The sequence below is a fragment of the Streptomyces sp. CoH27 genome, from assembly GCF_020181035.1.
GTDB classification, from domain to species: Bacteria; Actinomycetota; Actinomycetes; order Streptomycetales; family Streptomycetaceae; genus Streptomyces; species Streptomyces camelliae.
On the sequence record NZ_JAIQYY010000057.1, the window covers coordinates 1 to 18,334 of the forward strand.

Annotated in this window: 19 protein-coding genes and 4 pseudogenes; 12 read left to right on the forward strand and 11 right to left on the reverse strand. The window is 68.0% G+C overall.

Features of this window, described 5'->3' with window-relative positions; genetic code table 11:
• Positions 1-1,079: 1,079 nt before the first annotated feature.
• Positions 1,080-1,235, reverse strand: a complete 156-nt coding sequence (locus LE548_RS43240; RefSeq protein ID WP_225102553.1) for a hypothetical protein — start codon at positions 1,233-1,235, stop codon at positions 1,080-1,082.
• Here LE548_RS43240 and LE548_RS46880 point away from each other — a divergent pair.
• From LE548_RS46880 to LE548_RS43255, 3 genes and pseudogenes are all read left to right on the forward strand, one after another.
• Positions 1,216-1,925, forward strand: a pseudogene (locus LE548_RS46880) (transposase). The gene LE548_RS43240 and the pseudogene LE548_RS46880 overlap by 20 nt on opposite strands.
• A complete protein-coding gene (locus tag LE548_RS43250) occupies positions 1,849-2,406 on the forward strand; it encodes a hypothetical protein (RefSeq protein ID WP_225102534.1) in 558 nt (185 codons plus the stop codon). Before LE548_RS46880 ends, LE548_RS43250 begins: the two are co-directional and overlap by 77 nt.
• 9 nt (positions 2,407-2,415) lie before the next feature.
• Positions 2,416-2,829, forward strand: a complete 414-nt coding sequence (locus LE548_RS43255) for a transposase (RefSeq protein ID WP_263637253.1) — start codon at positions 2,416-2,418, stop codon at positions 2,827-2,829.
• Between the two features lie 175 nt (positions 2,830-3,004).
• Here the strand turns inward: LE548_RS43255 and LE548_RS43260 are convergent, their stop codons facing one another.
• The 5 genes from LE548_RS43260 to LE548_RS43285 form a co-directional block, all read right to left on the reverse strand.
• Complete coding sequence (locus tag LE548_RS43260) at positions 3,005-5,032, reverse strand: NACHT domain-containing protein (protein ID WP_225102536.1); 2,028 nt, start codon at positions 5,030-5,032, stop codon at positions 3,005-3,007.
• Positions 5,033-5,831: 799 nt separating this feature from the next.
• Positions 5,832-5,999 (reverse strand): hypothetical protein, encoded by a 168-nt coding sequence (locus LE548_RS43270; protein ID WP_225102537.1) that lies wholly within the window; start codon positions 5,997-5,999, stop codon positions 5,832-5,834.
• On the reverse strand, positions 5,996-6,610 hold the full coding sequence (locus tag LE548_RS43275) for an IS3 family transposase (protein ID WP_225102538.1): 615 nt from the start codon (positions 6,608-6,610) through the stop codon (positions 5,996-5,998). The genes LE548_RS43270 and LE548_RS43275 overlap by 4 nt, the downstream gene beginning before the upstream one ends.
• A gap of 213 nt (positions 6,611-6,823) precedes the next feature.
• The gene (locus tag LE548_RS43280; protein ID WP_225102539.1) at positions 6,824-7,033 is read right to left on the reverse strand and encodes a transposase; all 210 of its coding nucleotides are present in this window, start codon (positions 7,031-7,033) and stop codon (positions 6,824-6,826) included.
• A 653-nt stretch (positions 7,034-7,686) separates the two neighbouring features.
• Positions 7,687-8,586 carry an XRE family transcriptional regulator gene (locus LE548_RS43285; protein ID WP_225102540.1) on the reverse strand — a complete coding sequence of 300 codons (900 nt, stop codon included), beginning with the start codon at positions 8,584-8,586 and terminating at the stop codon, positions 7,687-7,689.
• Positions 8,587-9,000: 414 nt separating this feature from the next.
• Between LE548_RS43285 and LE548_RS43290 the strand changes: the two genes are divergently transcribed.
• Together LE548_RS43290 and LE548_RS43295 are read left to right on the forward strand one after the other, a co-directional pair.
• A complete protein-coding gene (locus LE548_RS43290; protein WP_225102541.1) occupies positions 9,001-9,441 on the forward strand; it encodes a hypothetical protein in 441 nt (146 codons plus the stop codon).
• A gap of 256 nt (positions 9,442-9,697) precedes the next feature.
• The gene (locus tag LE548_RS43295) at positions 9,698-10,036 is read left to right on the forward strand and encodes a hypothetical protein (protein WP_225102542.1); all 339 of its coding nucleotides are present in this window, start codon (positions 9,698-9,700) and stop codon (positions 10,034-10,036) included.
• Between the two features lie 125 nt (positions 10,037-10,161).
• On the opposite strand, the gene LE548_RS43300 is transcribed toward LE548_RS43295, so the two are convergent.
• Together LE548_RS43300 and LE548_RS43305 are read right to left on the reverse strand one after the other, a co-directional pair.
• On the reverse strand, positions 10,162-10,968 hold the full coding sequence (locus LE548_RS43300; RefSeq protein ID WP_225102543.1) for a M56 family metallopeptidase: 807 nt from the start codon (positions 10,966-10,968) through the stop codon (positions 10,162-10,164).
• A pseudogene (locus LE548_RS43305) lies at positions 10,961-11,167 on the reverse strand (transposase family protein); the annotation flags it as partial. The gene LE548_RS43300 and the pseudogene LE548_RS43305, both read right to left, overlap by 8 nt.
• A gap of 427 nt (positions 11,168-11,594) precedes the next feature.
• Here LE548_RS43305 and LE548_RS43310 point away from each other — a divergent pair.
• Together LE548_RS43310 and LE548_RS43315 are read left to right on the forward strand one after the other, a co-directional pair.
• Complete coding sequence (locus LE548_RS43310) at positions 11,595-11,960, forward strand: beta/gamma crystallin domain-containing protein (RefSeq protein WP_225102544.1); 366 nt, start codon at positions 11,595-11,597, stop codon at positions 11,958-11,960.
• A 57-nt stretch (positions 11,961-12,017) separates the two neighbouring features.
• Entirely contained in the window at positions 12,018-12,389 is a 372-nt protein-coding gene (locus LE548_RS43315) for a beta/gamma crystallin domain-containing protein (RefSeq protein WP_225102545.1), read from the forward strand.
• A gap of 185 nt (positions 12,390-12,574) precedes the next feature.
• Here LE548_RS43315 and LE548_RS43320 read toward each other — a convergent pair whose 3' ends face one another.
• Both LE548_RS43320 and LE548_RS43325 read right to left on the reverse strand, forming a co-directional pair.
• Positions 12,575-13,234, reverse strand: coding sequence for a L,D-transpeptidase (locus LE548_RS43320; RefSeq protein WP_225102546.1), 660 nt, complete (start codon positions 13,232-13,234; stop codon positions 12,575-12,577).
• A complete protein-coding gene (locus LE548_RS43325; protein ID WP_225102547.1) occupies positions 13,224-13,745 on the reverse strand; it encodes a SigE family RNA polymerase sigma factor in 522 nt (173 codons plus the stop codon). The genes LE548_RS43320 and LE548_RS43325 overlap by 11 nt, the downstream gene beginning before the upstream one ends.
• Positions 13,746-13,945: 200 nt before the next feature.
• Between LE548_RS43325 and LE548_RS43330 the strand changes: the two genes are divergently transcribed.
• The 5 genes and pseudogenes from LE548_RS43330 to LE548_RS43350 form a co-directional block, all read left to right on the forward strand.
• On the forward strand, positions 13,946-14,284 hold the full coding sequence (locus LE548_RS43330; RefSeq protein WP_225102548.1) for a hypothetical protein: 339 nt from the start codon (positions 13,946-13,948) through the stop codon (positions 14,282-14,284).
• A gap of 77 nt (positions 14,285-14,361) precedes the next feature.
• Entirely contained in the window at positions 14,362-14,946 is a 585-nt protein-coding gene (locus LE548_RS43335) for a SigE family RNA polymerase sigma factor (RefSeq protein WP_225102549.1), read from the forward strand.
• Positions 14,943-15,674, forward strand: a complete 732-nt coding sequence (locus LE548_RS43340; RefSeq protein WP_225102550.1) for a hypothetical protein — start codon at positions 14,943-14,945, stop codon at positions 15,672-15,674. The genes LE548_RS43335 and LE548_RS43340 overlap by 4 nt, the downstream gene beginning before the upstream one ends.
• Complete coding sequence (locus LE548_RS43345) at positions 15,671-17,281, forward strand: transglycosylase domain-containing protein (protein ID WP_225102551.1); 1,611 nt, start codon at positions 15,671-15,673, stop codon at positions 17,279-17,281. The genes LE548_RS43340 and LE548_RS43345 overlap by 4 nt, the downstream gene beginning before the upstream one ends.
• A 66-nt stretch (positions 17,282-17,347) precedes the next feature.
• A pseudogene (locus LE548_RS43350) lies at positions 17,348-17,744 on the forward strand (alkyl/aryl-sulfatase); the annotation flags it as partial.
• 19 nt (positions 17,745-17,763) lie between these two features.
• Here LE548_RS43350 and LE548_RS43355 read toward each other — a convergent pair.
• Positions 17,764-18,255: pseudogene (locus LE548_RS43355) on the reverse strand (transposase); the annotation flags it as partial.
• Between the last annotated feature and the right edge of the window lie 79 nt (positions 18,256-18,334).

Consider the following 18,334-nt stretch of genomic DNA (forward strand, 5'->3'; position numbering starts at 1 on the left):
GGGGTTCGGGGCGCTGGGGCTGGCGCACGGCTTCGCCCACCTCAAGAACTGGCGCGTGCTCGGCAAGGTCCGCACCGAACCGAAACCTGGAGGCGGCGGCGCAGCAAGGCTCGCCATACCCACACAACGACTCCCCCCGCCAAAGGAAACGTCGTCTACGGAGGGCGCTCGTGTGTCTGGCGTCTGCCTCCGAGATTGGAACTCCGCCGGAGACAGCGGGCCTCGCGTATCGGAGCGGTTGCCAGTCGGCCCAGGTGGCTTACCCGATGGTGGTCCTAGGGCTCTGGACGTCACCGTAGTAGTGACCGTTCACCCAGACCCCCGTGGAGATCACGTAAGTGCCAGCCGGGGGATATGTCCAGTTTGCCCAGGAGTAACCGTAAGGGGCGTCCCATCCCGCATACACATAGGCATCGATTGAGGCGGAGGAAGTGCAACCAAAGTCGTGGGCCCATGGGCCGCTGAGGTTGTTGACGTTGAGGGCGTGCGCGCAATACGTCAGGCCCTGGCCGGTATAGTTCCGGAATGGGACCTCGGCTTCTATGGTGCGACGGTCCGACTCGACGTAATAGCAGGAGTCGAGGGTGACGCTGTTGCCGTAAACGGGCGCGTAGCTCCCGTTCGTGTTATATGAGCGGCACGCGTACGCACTGGCGTTGGCGTGGGCGCTGCCAGTGCCGATGACCACGCCGCTGACGGCTATGACGCCAGCGACGACGGCCTTGGTGATACGTCCGGTCGCACCAGGCATTTCTCCCCCTAGGGTCGGCCCCCGGAATCGTGCCCAGACAAGACACCGGGGGAGCTGCGAGTGGCGGCTTTAACTTAGGACCGGCAGCGCACGGCGTGAAGTGGCCATTTGCAACGTGAAGAGAGGGTTCCGGCGCAGGAGTGCACTGCGAGCCGAGAAAGTGCAGGCAGGGCACCATGACCGAGCTATAATCGTGTCGGGCATCACATACTCTGTCACGGCAGCCGTAGATGTGGCTGCGTTGTGTCTTGAGGCTGGTCAGCGGGATGGCGGGGTGCCTGCGGGCATAGCTACCACCACCGTGATCATGAACGTTTGTGACGACGTTTCAGAACCAGGTGGCCGTGGAGGCCACGATGGCCGAGCGGGAGTGGACGGCGGCGTTGGGGGCGGTGACCGAGGAAATCGCGGACTGCTTCAAGCGCCGTGAACCACGCGCTGTGGTCCGGGAGATGACCGAGGCGATGCTGATGGAGCTGGACACGCGGAACTGCTGGACGCTCGCTGAGGCCCTCGGCCACCGCGGGCCGCACCGGCTGCAGCACCTGCTCTCCCGTGCCGCCGTCGACCATGATGGGGCCCGGGACCGGATCGCCGCCTGGGCGGCCGGTGAACTCGCCGATCCGGATGCGGTGTTGATCGTGGACGAGACCGGGGACGAGAAGTCCTCCACGGACTGCGTCGGCGCGGCCCGCCAATACTCCGGAGCATTGGGCGGTATCGGTCTGTGCCAGGTCGCCTCCACCTCACCTACGCCGGCCGGCACGGGCACGCCCCGATCGACCGGGCCCTGTACCTCGACGCCGAGTGGGCCGCCGACGAGGAACGACGCCTGCTCACCGGTGTCCCCGACGATGTCGTGTTCGCCACCAAGCCGCAGCTGGCCGGCGTCCTGCTCGCCCGCACCCGCGACCTGGGCATCAAGGCCCGCTGGCTGGCCGGCGACGAGGTCTACGGAGGCAAGGAGCTGCGCCGGACGGCCCGCGCACTCGGCTTCGACTACGCCCTGGCCGTCCGCACCGACCACCGCGTGGACACCGCCGTCGGCCGCCTGACCGTCACCCAGCTCGCGGGCCCGCGTCCCGGGGAAGAGCTGGATGCGCCTGCGCACCGGCCATGGTCTCAAGGGCGACCGCCACTACGACTGGGCCATGCTCGACATCCACCCCGATGACACCCCCGACGGGCACTGGCCCGGGCACGCCACCGTCCTGGTACGCCGCCACCGCTACACCCGTGAACGCTCCTTCTACCGCTGCCACTCCGCCACTCCCGTCACCCTGGCTGATCTTGTGGATGTGGTGTGCTGCAGGTGGCGCGTCGAGGAGGACTTCCAGACTGCCAAGGGCGTCTGTGGCCTGGACCAGGGCCAGACCACCTGCTGGACCTCCTGGATGCGCTGGACTTTGATCAGCATGCTCGCCGCCGCCGTCCTGGCCGTCACCCGCGCCCGCACCACCACGGCCACCACCGGCAGCGAGCTCGTCCCGCCCAGCGGCCGCGAACTGCTCCGACTCCTGAGGATCACCGCCCTGCCCGGCCCTCGACGCGACCGCGACCACCTCCTGCATTGGTCCGCCTGGCGCCGCCACCACCAGCACCAAGCCGCCGAAGCCCACCGGAGATGGAACAACATCACCGCCGCAACGACCTGACCAGCGACGATGCCCTACCGATCAAGAACTACAGCTGCCGTGACAGTGAACTACCTGCTGTTCCTCGGAGCCCAGCAGGCCATCCAGATCAAGAGGCGGCGCACCGACCGCAAGACCGGCAAGACCACGGTCAAGACCGTCTACGCGGTCACCAGCCTCTCAGCGGAGCAGGCCACGCCCGCTCGACTCGCGCAACTGGTCAAGGGGCACTGGCAGGTCGAGGCTCTGCACCACATTCGCGACGCCACCTTCGCCGAGGATGCCTCCCAACTGCGGACCGGCAACGCGCCCCGCGTGATGGCGACCTGCCGCAACCTCGCCATCGGCGCGCTGAAACTCGCCGGGACCGTCAACATCGCCGCCGGCCTTCGCCGCAACGCCCGCGACCCTCGCCGCCCGCTGGCACTCCTCGGCCTCGGGTGATCACGAACCGGACGTCATCCGACTACGCCGAAGCCCTGCTCGCTCCCCTCCTCGACATCGGTTTCACCATCTGTCACGACGACATGGGCAATATGTGGAATCAGGTTTGTCAAGTGTCTACGTACGGGGTGTCCTTGTGAGGTTGACGTGCAGAGCACCGCATCCTCGCCCAAGGTCATCCGTCTCCGTCGGGGCCGCTCTTCGGCGAAACGGAAGTATCTCTCACGCCCTTATAAAGCGAGTCGGTGGCGGGCTCGGATTTCGCGGGCTTGATGGACTGGGCCGCCAGCCAGTCTTGGAGTTCCCGGTGGCGGAACTGGTACGCGAAACCCTCGACTCGGAGGAGACCGGCCTCGCAGCACCAGTCAAGGAACGGGGCGAGCCTGAGGGGCAGTTTGCCCCGCATCACCCAGTGGAAGGCCAGGTAGCGACGCCAGGCGAGCGCCGAGACGGTGAGCGCGGGGAGGGGGGCAAGGAGTGCTCCGTAGAGGAAACCCCGGCCGGAGTGCTGTACCTGGGCGAAGAGTGCACCGAGCGAGGTGGTGGCGACGGCTGCTGACACCAGTGCCCAGCGTAGTTCAGCCCGGAGCGGGTCGCGCGGTCCAGTGAGTGCGGCCTGTGGGTGGTCGGGGACCTCCCCCCAGGCGCTGACAAACAGCATCGCCGGCAGGTAGCCAGCCAAGATGGCTGCGTAGAGCCCCGGGTTCTCGTGCAGCCCCTTGATCAGCAGCATCGTGGTGCCGACGAGCTGCAGCAGGAACATGCCGATGGCACGTCGAGTAGCGAGCCGACGCACGTCGAGGCGAGTGGGAACGGGTTGCCGTGTTCCTTGTGCGAAAACCTTATATGTCCCGACGATCACGATGACCGTGAAGGCAAAGGAGAGAATGAAGTTCTCCTGGGCATCTAGCCTGATGTGGTGCGCCAGGTGGAGGGCCAAGTAGATGTCGATGAGGATCGGTATGCTCCACATCGTGGCTTCTGCGTGTGCCGTACTTGACTTGTGGGGCAGCCAGAGCCGGTGCAGCACGAGGTCCGTATCGGAGACCACCTCTGCACGCTGATCCTGCTTATCCGTGGCCTGCTGGGTGGTATCCCGCAGCCCTCGGGCGAGTAAGCCCAGCCATTCTTCGGCTCTTCTCGGGTCGTAGTGCCGATGCTTGACTTGTTGATTCCGTAACTCAGCCGCGGCGCTGGTGTACAAGCTGAGGAGGTGCTGAGGTACCTCGTTCAGTGGCAGGGACAGCAGAGTGTCCGGGGATCGCACAGAGCGGTATTCCGCGTCTTGCTTCTTGTAGCCGGTGACGAGTAGAGCCAGCCGCCAGGGGGTGTTCAGTACGCGTGCGAGTCCGTGTGGTGTGCCGCTCCAGGTGAGGGCTTCCGCGACACCCCGCCATTCGGGCAGCCATTGTCCGGCTGCGTCCTGCAGGCCGCTCTCGCGCAGGAAAGCGAGCTGCTGGCTGCTGATGAGGGGCTGGAGCGTGACGGTCGCGGCGTGCTCAAGCCGCACCTTCTGTGCGAGTAGGCGGTACCGGTCCCTCCGGCAGACCACTACCAGTCGGGCCTTTCCCACCAGGCCATCGTATTCCTCGTTGAGGCGCCTCAGGGCGCGTAGGGCTCGGGATTTCCGCACCGGCACGTCCGGGGAATCCATCTCGTCGAGACCGTCAAAGATGGGCAGGACAAGCCTCTGATCAAGCAGTTCGCGTGCTCCACTTCTGGTGGAGGCGAGCTTATGTTCCGTTAGGTAGTCGGTCAACCAGTCCAGCAGCGGGCGTTCGGTGTTCCAGGTAGACAACGGAATACGCACCGGAACGGGCTGCCCTTCCTGCCAGCTCCTGAGGAGATGTGACATGAGCTGAAAGGCGGCTGTGGTCTTACCGACGCCAGGGTCGCCAAGGATCAAGAGGCGGCTCCGCGTATCGGGCAAGGAATTGAAGTAGCTGACGATCTTGCCAGAGATCCTTCTATCTGAGGCATCCTTGAAATCAACGTCGATGACGTTTCCCGAAGAGGAAGAGAAATAGCTGCGAGGATCTTCCAGCAGGCGTTTTTCCACCTGGCTCTTGAAGTCCTTCAGGCGGGCGATAGTGTCCTGAGGGGCCACCTTGTAGACGAGTTTTTTGACGTGCAAGTTGGCAACAAAACCGCTGATGGCGGCGGCATTCTTGCCCGTAGCCGTGGCGGGGCCCGTGTGGCTCACATGTACTGATTCGGCAGGGGGGACGGGCCCCAACTGGCCGGTTACGGCCGTGCCGCCGTCACGGGCTGTGGCTGCGTTGGTATCGGTTTCGGTCACCGACGGCTTAAGTGGCCCACGCACGTCTGGGTTATCGGGCTGGGCGGCATCGGGGCGTGGGCCGGGTATGGGGCGACGCTTTGTGCGTCTCTTGGTCACCGGACGGTTTCCCTTCCGTATCCGGCGGCAGCACAGGCCGCATTAGCTGTAATCGACACCGGTGCTCGCATGGCTGCCCGAGCCGTCGGCGCTTGCGTCGCCGGTCCGCTCCGCACGCGCGGATCCGCTCCCGACACCGTGCGGGCGCCGAACTCCGGTGGACGCCGTACCCCTGTGGGTGACCTTAGCTTCGCCGGTATCAACGGCCGTATCCCTCGCCCCGGGAGTCGGGGCGGGTGATTGCTGGAACAGTGCCCAGATCAGAGCGACGATACCGGTGGCCCCTTGGACGGATGCGGCGACCAGCTGACCGGTATCCGGGTTGTCCAGCAGCCAGAAAAATGGCGTCGAGACGATCCCAACCACAGCAACCACCATGACCGTGATCTTTCGACCTCGCGACATACTCACCCTTTCCCTCCAGCAGTAGTCCACAGCCCGTCACACGCATGAGTTCAGCACCAGTCCACCACTAGCATGAATCTACCCCGCTGCGACACCAACCCACGCCTGTGCAGCACTTGGGGAGAGATGCCGATGTCAATCCCCTCGCAGTGTGGAGACGATCTACGCGGCCAGTCCCTCGGCGAGGGTGGCTCGGTAGTCACGTTCGTAGTCGATCGGGCTCTTGAACCCGCACGCTGTTTAGCCGCCTGGCGTTGTAGAAGTCCGTGATCCAGGTGGCGATCCTGATCCGGGCCTCGGTGCGGGTGGCGAAGGTGTGCCGGGGGACGTACTCGACCCTGAGGACGCTGTTGAACGCCTCGCTCACGGCGTTGAGTCGAAACAAGATCCGACTCTGCCCATGGACTGGATCACACCGAGCTTGCGGCAGGCTCGCCGGAACTTCCCCGAGTAGCATTCGCTGCCCCTGTCCGTGTGCCTGATCACGCCGCGGACGTCGCCGCCCCGAGTGGCCGCCGCCATGTGGAGCGAGGCCGTCACCAGCGACGCGTCATGCCGGACACCCATTGCGTAGCCGAGCAGCCGACGGGAGAACAGATCGATGACGGTGGCGAGGTAGAGCTTGCCCTCGCCTGTGTCGATCTCGGTCATGTCGCCCACCCAGACGAGGTCCGGCTCCTCGGCGGTGAAGTCCCGGCGCACGAAGTCCGGGGCCGCGGCCCGCTTGCCCGGCCGGGTCAGGCCCCGGCGCCTGCGGATCTTCCGTCCGGCCAAGCTGAGTTCGTCCATGAGCTTGGCGACTGTGTTCACCGATCCCCTCCAGCCCCGGCGTACGAACTCGATGAACACCTTCGGCGAGCCGTAGGTGCCGCCCGAACCCCGGAAGATCTCCTCGATGTCCTCCGCCAGGTGCTGCCGGCGCGTCTCCCGCGCAGTGGGCGAGCGGTCGCGCCACTTGTAAAACCACGACTCCGACACCCCAAGCGACCGTCAGGCGGTGCGGTACGGAATCTTCTGCTCGGCCTTGCAGCTGCTGATCACCCCGACCGCCACGGCCGGGTCCGCGTCAGCTACTTCACCCACAAGGCCACGAATCGCTTGCACACATCAAGCTCCATCTCCAGCTCGCGGATGCGTTTGTCCTTCTCCCTGGCCTCAGCCCGCAGCCGGTCCAGCTCGGCCCGCTCGCTCTCACGCAGCCGAGCCCGCCGACGCTTCGGCCACCGGCCGGTCCGACGACGGCGACCCATTACGCCTCGCCCGCGACACCCAGCTGTGCAGTGTCCCGGAATGGATGCCCAGATCCGCAGCCACCTCCGGAATCGGCTTCCCGGTCTCCATCACGATCCGTACCGCCCCCTCGCGGAACTCCGCATCGTAGAGGCGCTTCTTGGATGCCATGACCCCAACTATCCCTCCGGTCACGGTCTCCACAGTAGGAGGGGAACCTCACGCACCCGTTCCACCTGTTATCGGGCAGGCATCCTCGCTCAGGCATTGCCCATCACCACCAGGAAGCCGAGCTCCGCCCTGCCCTCGCGCTCCACTCACCGCCGATAGGCCCACAGCCGACTCCAACGTCCTGCTGGTTGACCAACCCCCTCTGCCCGAGGAACCATCCATGTCCGAAACAACCCACGAGTAGAGCGCCGCGAGCGGACGATACTCAAGATCAGGACAGCCATCCTGCTCATCGAGATCGCCCGCTCCCTGAGCGGCAGTAACAGCGTCCATCGGCCCCGCCTACAAAGGTCACGTTACTGCGACCACTGACCGCCGAGACGCTGTCGCAACGGGAGATAACGTTCATTCCGCGCGGTCATGTGCTGCGCACTCCCGGCGTTCAACCTAATTACGGTCAATGACAACCGGGTTGTAGAAGGCTCGGAAGTCCCCGTGTCCGCAGGGCACGGAAGAGGCCGATGTCGAGAACATGCAGACAGCGCAACCCTTCGAGTTGGTCGTGCCACGCGACCGGCACCAGGCCCACTGATGCAGGCGAATGTTGCACTGCCACAACCTGGAGCACGAGGACATGGTGATGATGCCAACTATCAGGTGGTGTAAGGAGCACGTTCAGCGTCGGGCCCAGGGGCACTGGTCTCCGCGCCGATGTCCGCGAGTTGGCCGCCGATCAGGTTGATCTCCCCGCCGCCGCTCGGGCTTGTGCAGGCCAGGGTGTCTCCTACGACGGCGCAAGCCTCGGCGGCCCGTGGGTCGGTCGTGGCGAACATCGGGCTGCTGGACGGGAAACGGTCGTTGGGAGGAGAGGAGAGTTCGTCCTTCGGCGCCATCTTGATGGAGATCTCGTGGACGGTGCTGGCGCGAGCGGTGACTTCGGTCCAGACGGCACCGCAGCAGGGGCTGTAGCGCAGCCGTACCGAGTAGGCGGAGGCCGCCACGCTGCTCTCGGTCAGCGCGTCGGCTGTGCATCCGGACGGGGCTGGATACTGGCCCTCGCAGCCTTCGCCCCGGCATGACGCGGGGACGGCAGGGGCCGTCGACGGCTGCGTGGCCGGTGGGACGGTCGTCGGCGCGTGTCGGCCGGCGAGCAGCGACGATCCCGCGATGGTCGTCCAGGCGAGAGGGGCGGGCGAGAGAGTGAGCGCGGCGGCCAGCAGAAGTTGACGCCGTGGATATCTCCTTGGTGCGGGGGCCGCAGGCAAGGGCGGGAGGTGAGGCTGCTGGGGGACAAGGGACTGTTCGCTCACGGTCCACAGCTCCAGCAACTCTGGCAGGTCGGCCGCCCTGAGCCGTCCGAGCGCCTCCACCGCTGAATGTGGAGAAAACTGCCTGCCGTTGAGATAGCGGTGCCAGGCCGACTTGCTGTGTGCGGTGCGTGCGGCCAGCTCGGCCAGACTCATGCCGGTCGCATCCTTGAGGGCCCGCATGCGCTCCACCAGGTCCTTGGTTGCCGGTTCGAGAGATTCGGGCAACGGCTGCCAGCGGCGCATGTCTTCCCCGTCCCTGGTTCGAGCATCAGCCGGTGCGACCCAACGCCTCCTCGGCCACCGGACGCTTCACCCGTCCGAAAACGACCATCGGACATGGTGCCGATTCCCAAGTGCCGAGCCGCGTTCTCCCACCACCGGCCGACGGCGGCGTTTGAGCGGCGGACGTCCGTCTAGGGTGGGCGGCATGCGTGAGATCGCAGGCGTCAGAGCCACGCCCGGGGGACGCGTACGTGTCCAATTCCATGACCACGGTTTCGTCGTCAGACGCGATCGACTCGCCGGCCGTGTCGCCGAAGCGTTCCTCGGCGACGCGGCCGGGTGTGCCACGGTCTTGGTGGTGCTCGCTTCAGTGGGCCTCTTCAGCCTGTTGAACAAGGTTGTGCGCCGCACGTCGTCGTCGTGGGTTGCGGCTGGGTGTTCATCGTCTCGGTCTGCTACGCGGCGCTCCTCGCGCTGTTGCGGTGGGCGGCCGGGGTGGTGGGGAACATCGTGATCTTTCTCCTCGTCGTGGTGACGCTCCCGGGCATGCTGATCCCGCGTTATCGGCGGAAGGTGCTGCGCCGATGGCGCGAGGGCGGCCCGGAGTCCGAACCGGGGTGGGTGCCTGCCACCGCCCTCGGTGGAGTGTGGCTGGGCCAGGAGGATCCGGACACCGGCGCCGTGGTGACACTCCAGCGCGTCGACGGATCCGTCGTCGCCTACACCGCCCGGCCCGACAAGTCCCAGGAACTGCTTGACGGGTTCGAGGCACTGCTGCGCACCCACCGCCCGGTCCCCACGGCGATGCCGCACCAGCACACCGCGCCAGGAGCCGCGCCGTACCAGTCCTGGCAGCCGGGGCAACCCCGCAGCTGACGTCGACCGGCGTCGCCGCGCGTGCCCGTCCCGTCCCCAACTCCCCGTCTGCGGAGCCGATAAGACCATGTCCTTCTTCAGCAAGCGCCGTACCATCCGGCTTCCCAGCACCGCACGGCCGACAGCCCGTTCGGGCCGATACGGATCAGCTTCAACCCTGGGCTGCTGACCGTCATCGCACTCGTCCAGGGGCCCGGCATGCCGCCCGTCACGGTCGTGCCCGGCCGTGACCACGGCGCCATCAGCATCAACAGGCGTGATCCCCACACGGCGCGGGAACGACGGTCCCTGGGCCCTGCGCCGCAGAACACGCACCCGCACGGCCCTGGTGGGCGGCCGCACCTACGAGCTGCGGCCCACCGGACTGTGCCGGGCCCGGCTCCTCCGTAACAGCACACCCATCGCCGAAGCGCGCGGCACGCTGCGCTCGTACGTCTCCCTCCGCGACATTCCCGGCATCGACGCCAGGCTGACCTGGTCCCACGGCCTCGAACCCACCGACGTGGCGATCGGTCACGCCATGGTGTTCACCCTCGGCGCGGGCGCCCCCGGCGTACTGGCCACGCTCGCCTCCTCCTGGCTCGGCACCGGCTGATGCACGACCTCGACGTCGGCCGTCATCGCTGAAGAGGCGTTTGGGCCCTTCGCTTCGACGACATGACGGACGCCGGAGTTGTGGTCGTCGACGGTTGCGTGACGCTCCGCACCGGCGGCACTCGGTCACACCAGCGCGTGGTCCAGGAGTTCGAGCAGGTCATGGGTGGCGTCGACGGCACCGAAAGCCGACAGCAGGCCGAGCACGAGTACGGCCGCGGCGAGCGGCCACAGGCGGGGCGGCGGAGCGGTCTGGAGTGCCGCGACGCGGCGGGTGACGGCGCGGTCGGTGAAGTTCAGCACGCAGGCCGGGCGTTCCCGGTGGGCGAGGAGGGCGGCGCGGGCGAGGGCGCGGGCGGTGACCGTCCGGTCTCCCACGGCCGCGGCCGCCTGCTCGTCCGCCCAGCGTTCGACGAGGAAGGCGACGGTGGTCCGCACGGGGCCGAGTACCGGATTGGCAGCCGCCGCCAGTGTCATGGCGGTGCACACGAGGGCGTGCCGGTGGGCGAGGTGGGCACGTTCATGGGCAAGCAGGACGCGGCGCTCGGCGGGGTCGAGGGCGCCGAGCATGGCGGCGGTGACCAGGATGCGGCCACGGCTGCCGGACATGGCGGGGATGGCGAAGGCTTGAGGTACGGGGGAGGCGGCGACGACGAGTTCAGTGTCCTCCGGGTGTCCCTCGCACATGAGGCGCAGGGCATGGCGGGTGACCAGCTCGGTGCGTACGGCCCGGTGGACGCGGTACGCGAGGACGGCGAGTGCGAGGAGCGCGGCGCCGCCGATGACCTCGGGGACCGGCTCGGGAAGGGTCCGGCCGTCCTCGCGGGCGTCGGCGATCACGGGCGGGGACGCGTTGACGAGGGTGACGGAGAGCAGGACCAGCGCCCAGATCGTGGCTCCCGCCGTGACGACGGCGGCGGCCGCGAGGCCCAAGACGCTGGATGACCCGGCAGACAGTGGCAGGTGAGCAGCCGAAGAGCGGGGCGAGCTGCCGCATGGTGAGGTTCGTTCGGTAATAGACGGCCACCAACAGCACCCACTCGGCCAGCGCAAGACACCACGGCCGGCCACCACCGGGACCGTTTCCGCCCCGCTCCCGCACCACCCGAAGCAGCTTCTCGAACCGCCCCATCCGCAACCCGGTGAACGTCTCCACCCACACCGGCTCAGCTCACAACACCCCACCCATACAGGCAACATGCCCGCCACCAGGCCTTCTGCAACACCCTTTAGGCGCCGACGCGGTCCTGACCGTCGAGTTCGGTGTTCTGGAAGCCGAGGGCGTGCAGTTCCCCGGTGCCCGACGCGGCCAAAGCCGCAGCCGCAGCGACACGCGAAAGCCCCGCCCGTGATCATGTGGAACAAACGAGGCAAACCAATGGCACGGTCGTGCACTCACGGCAGCCGAGTAGTCGAGGGAGATGCCCGTTCAGTCATCGAAATTGCCCTAACGGGCAGACCGGAGAACTCCGCTTCGGCGATGCAACCTGGTCCACCGCCGGTTCGTATGTGCAGTCGACCGATCGTTTTCGTCGACTTCCTGAAGGTGGAGAACCTCCATGAAACACATCACCAAGCGGGCCGCCCTCGCCGCGACCACGACCCTGGCGCTGACGGCGTCACTGGCCGCCCTCACCGCGACGGACGCGTCCGCGATCAATCAGGTCGACTGCGGTCGCAGCGACTTCGTACAGGTCACCTACCACCAGTCCGGTCACTCCGACTCCGACCTGTGCTTCGCCAACGCCGGAACCATCGCCCTGCCCGGCAACTCGTGGATCACCCGGATCTCGACCGGCAACAACCGCGTCCAGTGGTTCGGGGACGGACAGTGGCAGCCTGCCGACGGGATCAATACGTGGACCGTCATGACATGGCCGAACAACCCCGGTGGGGTGAGCGCGTCCTGGATCAAGATCCTCTGAGCCGTCGTCAGCGGCCCCAAAGGGCATGACCATCCCTCCGGAAGGTGGAGAACCCCTATGAAACACGTCGCCAAGCGGGCGACCCTCGCCGCGGCCACGACCTTGGCGCTCGCGGCCTCGCTGACCGCCGTCACGGCGACGGACGCGTTCGCGATCAATACGGTGTCGTGCGGCCCCAGCGACTTCCTGCAGATCACGGTCCACACAACCGACTCCGGCGGCCCCTACGACTGGTGTCTCGCCAACGCCGGAACGTGGGACATGACGGGTGCCAATATGTGGCTTCACCGGATCTCGACCGGTAACAACCGCGTCCAGTGGTACGGGGACGGAAAGTGGCAGCCCGCCACACCGATCGATAAGTACACGGTCTACACCTTCCCGAACAACCCGGGCGGTGTTCGCATGGACGAGATCAGGATCCTCTGAACCACCGCGGTGACGTGGGAGACCTGCTGGTCAGTCGGGGTTGTTCGACTGACCAGCAGGAGCCGCTTGCGTACTTCCCGGCGCTGGGCAATGGCCTCGGGCTCGACCGGTGCTTGTCCAGCAGCGGCCGTTCCTCGTCGATGAACGTGTCGGTGTACTCCCGGATTTGGCTGGCTCGGCCGCTGTCATGTGGAGGGTGTGGGCCAGGCGGGCGCCGCCGGTGCGTGGCCCTTGATGTCGACCACCGACCCGGTCGGCAACCGGTCGTAGAGCCACTTGGCGTCGGCCGTCCGCAGGCCGATCCAGCCGGACGTGAAGTCGTAGACACCCGGCACCGTCTCGTCGGTGATCATGCCGAAGACGGCCGTCGTCGTGCCGTCGTCCGCGCGGAGCCGGATCACCCAGGGCACCTTGTACCGGAGGTCGTGCGGCCGACCGACCACCGCTCCGGTCACCACGGTGACGGGGTCCCTGGAGACGACGGTCATCCGCCCAGTCGGGGTCGGGGTGCGCGCCAAACCGGACGAGAGAGGCATGCTCCGGCCGCCGGCCACGAGACGCCGCGACGAGAGATCCACCTCGACGTCGGGCGCGGGCTGCCGCGTGGGCGTGCTCGTGGGGCGCTTGGCCGGCACGTCCTGTCGTACGGCGCCCGACCCGCCGAGGTTCAGTACCAGCGCCAGGGCCACGGCCGCCACCGCGGCCGTCCCGCCGAGCGCCGTGATCGTGCGACGTCGACGCCTGCGCCGCTGGGCGAGGTGACGGATGCCGGCGCCGGAGAGCGGCGGCACCTGCTCGGCGGACTCGGCGAGTTCGCGCAGGCCTGTGGTGAGGTCATCGGACACAGTCGTCCTCCCTCTCCCCGAGTTCCCCGTCTTCACTGCCCAGTTCCCGCGCCAGCGCGACCCGGCCACGGGACAGCCGGGCCTTGACCGTCCCCACGGGCACACCGGTCTCGGAGGCTACCTGCTCGACAGTCATATCGCACAGATGGTGCAGTACCACCGCCATCCGCTGCGCCTCCGGAAGCCGCCGCAACGCCGCGACCAGATCGGCGAGATGGGCGTGCTGCGACTCCGGGCCGGGCGTGCTCTCGGGCGGCGGTGTCCGGCGCACCAGCTCCAGCCACCGTCGCGCCCGCCGCCACCGGCTCACCGCGAGCCGCATCGCCACGGTCCTGACCCACGCCTCGGGTGCCCCGTCAGCGAGGAACTCCCGCCGCCGGTCCCAGGCGCGGACGAACGCCTCCTGCACCACGTCCTGCGCCTCGCCGTGATCCCCGGTGAAGGCGTAGAGCTGGCCGGTCAGCCGGGGGAACGCGGCGGCGTAGAACCCGTCGAACTCTTCCTCGGTCATGCCTCCGCCAGGTTCTCGCTCATGGCTTCGCCACAAGTTCTTGCGAAATTCGGGGAGTCACTGGAATCAGGTTGCAACCCAACTGTCTCCCCCGTGCGTACAAGTCCCGTACGCCGCACATCGAAACACACGACAGGGTGAACACAATGACGAGCAGAGCCAGGAAACGGTGCCGCGGGCTCGCCCGGGCTACCGCATCCGTGTGCAAGCTCACAGGCTGCGCGCGGACCGCCGACAACGACCGTGCGCACAAGGCCCGTTACTACGCCGTCCATCTCACCGTCTCGGGCACGTACTTCCACCGGAAATCGAAGGCGAATGCGTACGCGGGCCGCCAGAACGTCACCGACCGCTGCATGGACCTCCTCACGGACGGCACGGCGAAGAGGTTCTGCCACGAAGCCCTTCCCGGCGATGTGGTGATGACCGTCGGCTCCAGGGAGACGGTCGCGCCCTGCAGCGGCCGCACGGCCGGGACGCCGGCTGCATCACCGACGTCACGGTCCTCGATGCCGAGGGCGAGGTCCACTCCCGGCTGAACCGACCGCGCGGGTGAGGGACCGCGCGGTCTCCACCCGTACTCACCGCCCCTGTACCCGAGCCAGAGGAACCGCCCGTGACGCAATCCGAGAACTCCCCGGCATCCGCCCCGAGCACCGACTTTGCCGCCTACTCCACCGCGGCCTGGCCCGGTCTGGTGCGCACGGCGCACCTGCTCACCGGCGACTTCCACGAGGCCGAGGATCTCGTGCAGACCACGCTGGTCAAGGTCTACGCACGCTGGTGGCGCATTCCGCGCAACGACGCCGGCTTCTTCGTGCGGCGCTCGCTCGTCGAGAACAACCTCAGCCGGCTCCGGAAGAGGCGCGTCGCCCGTCTGCTGATGCCGTTCCCGCCCAAGCCGGTGCACCAGCCGAAGGCCGGACCCGCCGAGTCGGCCGAGCGGCGGGCCACGGTCGACGAGGCGCTGGCCGCGCTCTCCGCCCGGCAGCGGACCGTGCTGGTGCTGCGCTACTGGGAGAACCTCACCGAGGCCGAGGTCGCCCAGCTGCTCGGCTGCTCGCTGAGAAAGGTCAGGACCCGTGTCCGGGGCGGCCTCGCGGCCCTGCGCGCCCATCCCGCCTTGGACATCCACGACCGCGCGCACCCCGCACCCGGCATCCACGCACACCCCCACCCCAGCCCCGAAGCCCGCCGATGAACCACTCAAAGACGTCCAACCGCAGGACCGAGGCCGAGACACGTGCGGTGAGCACCCAGGTCGGGCGGTTGCGTGAGGCACTGGCCGAGGCCGCGTTCGAGATCACGCCGTCGCCCCCGCCGCTGGAGGCCGTCCAGCGCGCCGGCCGCCGGCGCCGGCTTACGCGCAGGGTGGCCGTGCTCGGCGCTGGGTGCGGGCTGCTCCTGGGGGCGTGGACCGTGACGGGCGCGGTCTTCGGCGGCGGCACGGAAGACGGCGCCACACCCCCGGTGGCGAGCGACGACGGTTCCTCGTCCGCCGGGGAGGTGCGGGTAGTCACGCCCGGTGAACAGATCACGGTCAACGACGACACGAAGATCTGGCTGGCCGCCGACGGCCTGCACTCGAAGGGGAGGAACGTGCCGGGTCCGCCCATAAAGGTCACCGGCGGCACCAACGTGAGCAGGGAACCGCAGATGTGGGGCGACCCTGACGGCACCTGGACGGCGTTCGGGATCTACAAGGGAAAGGGAGAGGCGGCGCGCGTGCGGATCGAGTCCGCCCGCAGTGGCACCGCGGGCAAGGTCCTCACCCTCGCGGGCAACCCTGGGTGGGGCGGCTGGTACGCCGTGGTGAAGCCGCCCGCCGGAAGCAAGGCCAAAGCCGCGCTCGCCGAGAACATCCCGCGAAGAGTCACGGTGTACGACGCAACGGGCAAAGTGATCGCGAGCCAGGAGATCGGCCAATGAGGGGCCGTACGCCCGGGCGGACCTCCGGCGCCCGTCGTCGCCTCGGCCGGCTCGTCCGGGCCCGCCGTACCCGCGGCCGCCGGCTGCGACGGGTGCTGGCCGCCTTCGCCGTGCTGCTGTTGCTCCTCGTCGGCACGATCGTGGTGGCGTACGAGCGGACGAAGATCCCCAAACCGCACCCCGAGACGGCGATGCAGTCCACCGTCTTCGTCGACGAACACGGCCGCTATCTGGGAGTCCGTGGCCCGGTGGACCGCCAGGACGTGCCGCTGTCGCGGGTGCCGCGGCACGTCCAGGACGCGGTTATCGCCGCAGAGAACCGCACCTTCCGTTCGGACCACGGGATCTCGCCACGTGCCGTCCTGCGCGCGGCGGTGTCCACGCTGAGCGGCGGCGAGCGGGAGGGCGGTTCGACGATCACCCAGCAGTACGTCAAGAACGCGCTGCTCAGCCCGGAGCAGTCGTTGTCCCGCAAGTTCCGGGAGGCGCTGATCGCGGTCAAGCTGGACCGCAACCGCTCCAAGGACGAGATCCTCCAGGGCTACCTCAACACCGTCTACTTCGGCCGGGGCGCCGCCGGCATCCAGTCGGCCGCGCGGAACTACTTCGGCGTGGACGTGCAGAACCTGACGATCAGCCAGGGCGCGGTGCTGGCGTCCATCATCAACATCCCCTCGTACTACGAACACGCGGGCTCCGACCCGAAGGTGACGCAGACGCTGGTCCGCCGCTGGCAGTGGGTGCTGGACGCGATGGCGGACAGCGGCGCCATCACGACGAAGCAGCGTGCACAGGCCCGATTCCCCGCGTTCCGTTTCTATCCGCCGGGCGACGCGGACGGTCAGCGCCAGTACCTGATCGACACGGCGGCGCAGGAGGCCGCCGACCGGCTCGGTATCAGCCAGGACGAGCTGGCCCGCGGTGGCTACACGGTGCGCACGACGTTCGACCTCCAGACACAGGACGCGGTCACGGACAAGGTGAGCCTGGGCATGGTGGACGTGCCGAAGGGGACGACACTGCACGCGGCGGTGATCGCTCTGGTGCCCGGCGACGGTGCCGTCCGGGTGCTGTACGGCGGCCCGGACTACGCGCACCAGCCGTTCAACGACGCGCTGTCGGGAGCGGTGGAGGCGGGCACGGCACTCGACCCGTTCAAGTCAGTCAAGCTGAAGGGCCCCCTGGCCACCCTCCCTCAGTCGACGACCCCGAACCCGCTGCGCCTGGCCTCGGCCTACGCGACGATGACGGCGCGGGGCAAGTACGCGGCCCCCTACACCGTCGCGCAGATCATCCGTGCCGGCCGCACCGTCTACACGGCCCACGCGGCCACCCAGCAGATGCAGATCATGACGTCCTCCGCCGAGCCGGGGACGTACCACTTCTCCGGCGGCGCGGGCACAGGTCCCGGCGCCCGCACCCTCTGGACGACGGACTCCACCACCTCCCTGAGCACGACGGTGGCTCTGTTCGCCGAGCATCCCGCCCAGGGCAAGCGGAAGGCGACCACAGCCCATCTGCCCACGTCCGCCGGGAACCTGTCCAACAGCCTCTCGGACCAGGTCCTCGGGAGCGGGGGTGATCCACGCCCGGTGCCACGGGCGTGATCCACGGGCACCTCGAACGGTCCCCCACCACTGGCCGCCCGCTCCTCCCGCCTCGAAGCTGGTTCCATGGACGTCCCGCCCCGTGACGGTCTGCCGCCCTTCGAGGACCGGACCGACGTCGAGAACGCCGACCATGGGTTCCTCGCCGCCCTCGTGCCCGGGGGTGGACGGGGGAGGACGGGCGTGTGGTGTGGGACGGGGACGCGTACGGGTTCCTCGACGGGGACTGTCCGGGCACCGCGCATCCGAGCTTGTGGCGGCAGTCTCAACTGTGCGCGCGGCAGGGGCTGTACGAGGTGACCGAGGGCGTCTACCAGCGCGGTCTCGATTTGGCCAATATGAGCTCGTCGAGGGCCATGACGGTGTCATCGTCATCGACCTGCTCGTCTCCGCCGAGTGCGCGGCCGCGGCCCTCGCCCTCTACCGACGGCACTGCGGCGAGCGTCCCGGCACCGGGCTCGTCTCGGACCCTGGAGCTGGCCGCTTAGAAACTCGGCATCCAGCTGCTTGAGCAGAGCCAGCAGCTGCTGGCCGAACGCGTCCTCGACGGCTGGGTGATGCCGGGCGTACTCGGAGCGGAAGATCTCCCGCAGGCGTGCGGTCTCGGTGTCGAAGCGGCCGCTGCGCTTGAGGGCGGCGCGCAGCTGGGCGAGGGTGAGTTTCGCGGCCTTCGCCGGGGTCGGGGCGAGGGTGAGGACCGTCCGGGTGTCTGCCCTGGTCAGGCCGCCTTCCTTGCCCTGGAAGGCGTGCAGGGCGGCGGGGTAGTACTCGCGTAGCAGCGAGCGGACCTGGTTGGCGACCTGCTGGCGGCTCCAGACGGCGTCCTGCTGGGCTCGGGCCAGCACGGTGGTGGCCTGGGCGAGTTCACTGTCGGCGGGCAGCTGCCGGTGGGCGTGCATATCAGTGCGCAGGATGTTCGCCAGGACCAGGGCATCGCCGGGGTCAGACTTCTTGCGGCTGACGCCGTGTCGGTCGCTTATGTGGAATCTGTTTTGTCAAGTTCATTGTGTCTTGCCCTGGTTCACCTCGACGATCGGTAGGAGGGTCGCGGTG

Bases quoted from the DNA above. Each gene is read 5' to 3' on its own strand.
- LE548_RS43250 (WP_225102534.1), top strand. From the start codon at position 1,849: ATGCGCCTGCGCACCGGCCATGGTCTCAAGGGCGACCGCCACTACGAC.
- LE548_RS43255 (WP_263637253.1), top strand. From the start codon at position 2,416: ATGCCCTACCGATCAAGAACTACAGCTGCCGTGACAGTGAACTACCTG.
- LE548_RS43280 (WP_225102539.1), bottom strand. From the start codon at position 7,033: ATGGCATCCAAGAAGCGCCTCTACGATGCGGAGTTCCGCGAGGGGGCG.
- LE548_RS43285 (WP_225102540.1), bottom strand. From the start codon at position 8,586: ATGCGCCGCTGGCAGCCGTTGCCCGAATCTCTCGAACCGGCAACCAAG.
- LE548_RS43310 (WP_225102544.1), top strand. From the start codon at position 11,595: ATGAAACACATCACCAAGCGGGCCGCCCTCGCCGCGACCACGACCCTG.
- LE548_RS43315 (WP_225102545.1), top strand. From the start codon at position 12,018: ATGAAACACGTCGCCAAGCGGGCGACCCTCGCCGCGGCCACGACCTTG.
- LE548_RS43325 (WP_225102547.1), bottom strand. From the start codon at position 13,745: ATGACCGAGGAAGAGTTCGACGGGTTCTACGCCGCCGCGTTCCCCCGG.
- LE548_RS43340 (WP_225102550.1), top strand. From the start codon at position 14,943: ATGAACCACTCAAAGACGTCCAACCGCAGGACCGAGGCCGAGACACGT.
- LE548_RS43345 (WP_225102551.1), top strand. From the start codon at position 15,671: ATGAGGGGCCGTACGCCCGGGCGGACCTCCGGCGCCCGTCGTCGCCTC.